The following is a 4520-nucleotide window of genomic DNA, read 5'->3' on the forward strand; positions in this document are numbered from 1 at the left end:
CTCCGTTGTCTTCTTCAGGTTATCCAAAACTTTTCAGTTTCTTCAAAAATTAAAATTAATTTAGTGTTTGGCCTTACTTAACGGATACCATTAAGATTTTGGACGCTTAACACCGTACTTAGAACGACCTTGTTTACGGTCGTTAACGCCAGCACAGTCTAGTGCGCCGCGAACTGTGTGGTAACGTACACCCGGAAGGTCTTTAACACGACCGCCACGGATTAGAACAACTGAGTGCTCTTGAAGGTTGTGACCTTCACCACCGATGTACGAAGTCACTTCGAAGCCGTTCGTTAGACGAACACGACATACTTTACGAAGTGCTGAGTTAGGTTTTTTAGGTGTAGTAGTGTAAACACGAGTACATACACCACGTTTTTGTGGACACGCTTCTAGTGCAGGCACGTTGCTTTTAACAACTTGCTTTGCACGAGGCTTACGTACCAACTGGTTAATAGTTGCCATTAACTAGCTCCTGATTTACTTGAAAGTAAGCTTTGTGAAAAATCTATCCCTAACCGCCAGTGGCACTTAGGGACGCAAAATTCTATTCAGAGGTGAGAGGTGTGTCAAGAAATATACGGATCTTTTTTGCTCAATTCGGCTGAAATAAGCGTAAAAGGAAATCGACACTAAAGCTTGGGAAATGAAATTATTCCCAAGTGATGGATTTAGGCTGTTTTGCGGTCAGGTCGACAAAGCCTTCGAAGCTGATTTTCTCAATCGACGGGCTAATGCGATTGGCAATGCCCCGAGCCTCAACATCGGCCTGTAAAACAGACACTTTAAGCCCTTTAACACTCAAAAAATCTTGATGGTGTGGATTCGCCGCGTAGACCGCTTGCTCCACCAGCAAAACATCATCCGTCTCAACCGCCACCCGGATAACATCGGTAAGTGATTGAACTGTTTTAACAATATGTAGCATAGGCCACCTAGAAGGTAAGAACTTTAGACGCTTGGCGTAGTCGTGCGCTCAGAGCTAATTGGTCAAGAAGCTGTACCCCGATAACCAAATCAGCGGTCGCTAAACCACGTTCGCGAAGTGACTGTTCACATACATAGATTTGTTCAATGTCATAGAGATCAAACAGCTTTAACATCGGCGCATAGTCTTTACTTAGAATTTGCTCGGGTCGCTGACCTTGAAGCAACTGATAAACACCATCCCCCATGAATACAACACTGATATCTTCACAATAGACTGAGGCAGCGAGTAGCGCATCAATTCCTTCTCTGCCAGAAGAACGACTATGCGGCGCACTGCGGAATAGATAGGTTAAGTGACTCAAAACTGTACCACCCTATCTTGAACCAGCATGGCTTCCGCCAAACTTCCTAATCCGGCTTGATGGAAGCCATCGGCCAAGTTACTTTGATCCAACCCATGTTGGTTAGCTTCATCTTGACTGACAACCCCTCTGCGCAAGGCGGCTGCTACGCAGGTTTCCAAACGAACATCATGTTCAGTCGCTAGCTGCTGCCAAGCTTTGACCAAATCAAACTCATCATTGGCCGGCACAGTTAATGCGCTACCATTGGTGACCCCCTCCTGGTAGAAGAACACGCTCACTAAAGTATGTCCTTTGGAGAGCAAAGCCTTGGCAAACTGGTAAGCGTTTCTTGCAGACTGGCTACCGTAGATTGCCCCATTGACCACAAGTGTATAACTCAGCGAGCTCAACTTTCGTCGTCCTCAGTTTTACGCTGTCGAATATAGAGATAAACGGTGTGCTTAGAGATGTTTAGACGATCAGCAACACGGTTGATTGCGTCTTTGATATCAAAAATACCTTTATCGAACAGTTCCATAACGATCTGACGGTTCTTGGTATTATTAGATACCGACTTGTCAGCGTTGATCTCTTCAATCGTTCGCTCAACCGTTTGGTCGACAAGCTCTTCCACATCACTAGCAAAGTTTACCGATGACGCCGCTTGTTTTGCTTCTTCAGTTGGCATAAAGGATTGCAAAACTTGTGAGAATGGCGCATCTAAGTTGACGTTAACGCACAACAAGCCAATCACTCTGTTTTCACCATTGCGGATTGCAACCGTAATCGACTTCATGAGTACGCCACCTTTAGCGCGAGTGAAGTAGGAGCGAGAAAAATTGCGTTCTGACCCTTCAATATCGCGCAACATCTTTAGCGCTAAATCCGTGATCGGAGAACCGACCTGGCGCCCAGTGTTCTCACCATTAGCAATTTTAATCGCGGAAGTATTAAGGTCTTCTAATGAGTGCAGAACGATTTCACAAAACGGGCCAATTAGGCTCGCGATACCATCGACGACAGCTTCATAAGATCTAAGAATAATTTTGTCATGTTCACTAAATGGCATCACATTGACAGATTCCATCTCTAGCAACATGTCCGTGTTTACGGTTTCTGTAGTTGTCACTTTTTTAAGCCTTAGCGCGGAAAATCAACAAATTGATGTAAGTTTATCAGAAATTTTGATACGTACACCCAACTAACCCATCATCTAGTGATTTAGAACAAAAAATTACTGAGGTATAGATTGCATTTTTGATGCAAAAAAAGGTCTGGTAAAAACCAGTAATGCCAGTCAGTTAAGCTGACTGGCATTTTTTCTATTTATTGCATATTTCTTAGGCTTCAACTTAACCCAACGAGGGTAACTTCTGTCCTCTCTCCTAGGTGGTAGGATAAACATAGATACTTGCTGTAGTAACAAATCATAGTGTTTGGGAAGGTTTCCTGGACTCGTTAAAGGTAAAGCTGCAAAGTATTGAGTCACAGCCATCGCACTACTAGTGAAGCTTAGTTGATTTGGCCACACACTATCTAATTGACTCGCTGCCTTTGTCATAACCTGTCTTATGAGGTTATAGGCTAATAAAATACCCCAGAGTTCTTGCTTGACCATATCAGGACGCTTACTTCGCAATGTATACTCGCTATCAAGCAAGGTTTGTTTCATTTCCCGATAGCCTAATTCGATTTCCCAACGATAGCGGTAGAGTTCCACTATGTCTTCTCCGGGGAAACGTAACCCATCACACATTGATGTAAGTACCTGATACTTTTTACCTTTGATGCTTTTCGATACTAACCTCGCTTCTATTACCTCTGGGAGGTCACTGAACTTTTTTCTTGCCTGAGGTGTTGTTTTTATAGCAACTATAGCGTCACTTTGGCTGTATTTATGCACGACTTCATATTGAAAGTCTTTTCTCACTGGGAGCATCCAATGCCTTTCTTGACCGGTTTTGTTCCAGCGGTTAAGTAGCCCTAGAGAGTAATACCCCTTGTCAAAAATAGTCAGTGAATGATCTGGAGTTTGTTCAATGAGTTCTTCTGCGAGCTTCATTTCGTTGGTTCGATAATCAGAGAATGCACTATCGATTAGCTGATGACTTGTAAGTTCCATCAAACAGACCATACGTATTTTAGGGTAGATATTCTCAGATGAATGATTACGCTGTGCTTTAAATTCTTGATGATTCTCAGGGGTATCCGTTGCTCTCCAAACAACTCCATCAACAGACAAAAGGTTTAGCCCACACCAAGTCTCGAAGCTAGAAGATTGATAGCTGTGTGCTGCCATCTTCTTAAAGACTTGCTTTACTCCTTCTTCTCCTAATCTCTGCCTTGCCTGAACAACGGCACTTGGTGCAACAAAGCGCTGCTTGTCTGGTAGGACTATATCGAGCTGATTGGCTATATCCCAAACAGATTGTTGTCGAAAAAGGCTCATTCCTACAACAGACCAAAGCACGGCTTCTAAAGGTAATCGCCTTCTTCGAACCGTTGCTACACCAGCTTGTTCAAAGCCTTGCTGAATGAGCTCTGGACTAAGAATTTCAGAATATTTATCAAAGTGATGAAAGGTATTACATGACCGAAAAGTATTCGCAAGCTGGCTCTCTAAAGACATAAAAAAAATCCGATATTAGTTTCCTAATATCGGATTTTGAAGCCTTTTGAGGATCGGTCAAATGATCTCACAAATTTCTTAACTGATCGGCATTACAGCTTGGCTGACCTGATTAATTGGGCTAGATTCTGCCTTGTAACGGGATAATTGTCACGCTTTCACCTGCTTTTACCGTATCAACCGCCGGAGAAATCTCTATTAAACAGTTGGCTTCACTCATAGAGCGCAGAATTCCTGAGCCTTGCTTTCCTGTGGTACTCACTATTAGCTGTCCGTTAGTATCTAGCTTATACACACCGCGACTAAATTCAGTGCGACCTTGTCGAGAGCGTAGGTTCTCTGAAGCGACGGCGTTAACTTTAAGCGGTTGCCAATCAGGTTCACCTTGCATTTTTCTTAGCGCAGGTTCGACAAAGTTAATGAAGGAAACCATTACCGCGACAGGGTTTCCAGGCAGACCGAAAAATGGTTTATTTTGAATCTGGCCAAAGGCAAGTGGGCGACCGGGCCTCATATTGATGCGCCAAAAATCAATTTGGCCAAGCTTTTCAAGCGCTAGTTTGATGTAGTCGGCATCTCCGACCGAGACGCCACCAGACGTCATCACGACATCAGCT

7 protein-coding genes are annotated in these 4520 nt (G+C 43.7%); all 7 read right to left on the bottom strand.

The annotated features are described in order from the left end of the window. Positions 1-90 precede the first annotated feature (90 nt). Positions 91-465, bottom strand: a complete 375-nt coding sequence (gene rpsL / locus QTO00_RS15295; RefSeq protein ID WP_004399892.1) for a 30S ribosomal protein S12 — start codon at positions 463-465, stop codon at positions 91-93. Between the two features lie 187 nt (positions 466-652). Then, positions 653-928: a sulfurtransferase complex subunit TusB gene (gene tusB / locus QTO00_RS15300; protein WP_331425554.1), complete on the bottom strand. Its 276-nt coding sequence runs from the start codon at positions 926-928 to the stop codon at positions 653-655. Positions 929-935: 7 nt separating this feature from the next. Further along, positions 936-1292, bottom strand: a complete 357-nt coding sequence (gene tusC / locus QTO00_RS15305; protein WP_331425555.1) for a sulfurtransferase complex subunit TusC — start codon at positions 1290-1292, stop codon at positions 936-938. Then, on the bottom strand, positions 1289-1684 hold the full coding sequence (tusD, locus tag QTO00_RS15310) for a sulfurtransferase complex subunit TusD (RefSeq protein ID WP_331425556.1): 396 nt from the start codon (positions 1682-1684) through the stop codon (positions 1289-1291). The genes tusC and tusD overlap by 4 nt, the downstream gene beginning before the upstream one ends. Further along, positions 1681-2403: a helix-turn-helix transcriptional regulator gene (locus QTO00_RS15315; RefSeq protein ID WP_038209762.1), complete on the bottom strand. Its 723-nt coding sequence runs from the start codon at positions 2401-2403 to the stop codon at positions 1681-1683. The genes tusD and QTO00_RS15315 overlap by 4 nt, the downstream gene beginning before the upstream one ends. A gap of 168 nt (positions 2404-2571) precedes the next feature. Then, entirely contained in the window at positions 2572-3903 is a 1332-nt protein-coding gene (locus tag QTO00_RS15320; RefSeq protein WP_331425557.1) for an IS4 family transposase, read from the bottom strand. 121 nt (positions 3904-4024) lie between these two features. Next, a partial coding sequence (locus QTO00_RS15325; protein WP_331425558.1) for a molybdopterin-binding protein occupies positions 4025-4520 on the bottom strand: 496 nt, incomplete at its 5' end.

Source organism: Vibrio sp. M260118, from assembly GCF_036533755.1.
Classification (GTDB): domain Bacteria; phylum Pseudomonadota; class Gammaproteobacteria; order Enterobacterales; family Vibrionaceae; genus Vibrio.

Excerpts from the sequence above, each read along its gene's own strand:
- rpsL (WP_004399892.1), bottom strand. The coding sequence starts at position 465 with ATGGCAACTATTAACCAGTTGGTACGTAAGCCTCGTGCAAAGCAAGTT.
- tusB (WP_331425554.1), bottom strand. The coding sequence starts at position 928 with ATGCTACATATTGTTAAAACAGTTCAATCACTTACCGATGTTATCCGG.
- QTO00_RS15320 (WP_331425557.1), bottom strand. The coding sequence starts at position 3,903 with ATGTCTTTAGAGAGCCAGCTTGCGAATACTTTTCGGTCATGTAATACC.